Genomic DNA, 762 nt, shown 5'->3' on the forward strand with positions numbered 1-762 from the left:
ATCGGGCGCGTCGGCGCCAGAAACGATCATTAACTCGTCGCGCTGCATTCATCGCTGCCCACCAGCGCGCTCTCGGGCGACTTAATCAGACGTTCCTTAGCTGTATGGCTTATAAAACTGCCATCTCCGCGGAGCTTCCAATTCTCCAAACTGCCGGACGAGATTGCGTAGTCAACGCCGTCGAAATTGGGGCTGCCGCCAAGCCACTTATCATTGACCATTGAAGTCGTGAACTGTGTTGTCCCGGAAAAGGCACAGTAGTTTGTGCATACGACGCCCAGTGGCAGTACTGCCATAACATTATCTGACCCTGTAGCGGCGTACTTTAGGTTGCCGGCGGCGTAAAATTCCCCGAAGGCTTCGCAGCCAACACCCGACGACATAAAGCCGCAGCGGTACCTAAAATAATACCCCCAAGCGTATTTAAAGCGGCCGAGCGTTATCCCGCCATATGTGATCGACTTTTCGCCGCCTCCGCTGCCGTCTTTGTCACTGTTATAAGTCAGACTCGCGTGGGCATTCTCGACCCCCAGAAGTGTCAATAGCGCACCAGGAAGCCGTTGTGCAATCTTGTTAGCCTGTTCGCGGCTGGAAGCGACCTTCGTAGCTTTGCTCGTGGATGCAGTGCTCACTAACGTCGACGCGAGGGGCGTGCAATTTGTATGGCTCTTCGTGATTCCGTGTGGGTGATTTGACGCCCATGCTCCGGCTGCAACCCGCTCTGGCATTGACGATGAGGTTGTCGGCGGTGCGTCGGAAATC

The 762-nt window shown here is 55.2% G+C and carries 1 protein-coding gene; it reads right to left on the reverse strand.

What is annotated here, in order from left to right; translation table 11 throughout:
- Positions 1–29 precede the first annotated feature (29 nt).
- The gene (locus tag AAG565_RS15730; protein ID WP_348820592.1) at positions 30–632 is read right to left on the reverse strand and encodes a hypothetical protein; all 603 of its coding nucleotides are present in this window, start codon (positions 630–632) and stop codon (positions 30–32) included.
- Positions 633–762: the final 130 nt, after the last annotated feature.

Origin of the sequence: Fontimonas sp. SYSU GA230001, from assembly GCF_040066175.1 — a bacterium.
In the GTDB taxonomy this organism is placed as follows: Bacteria; Pseudomonadota; Gammaproteobacteria; order Nevskiales; family Nevskiaceae; genus Solimonas.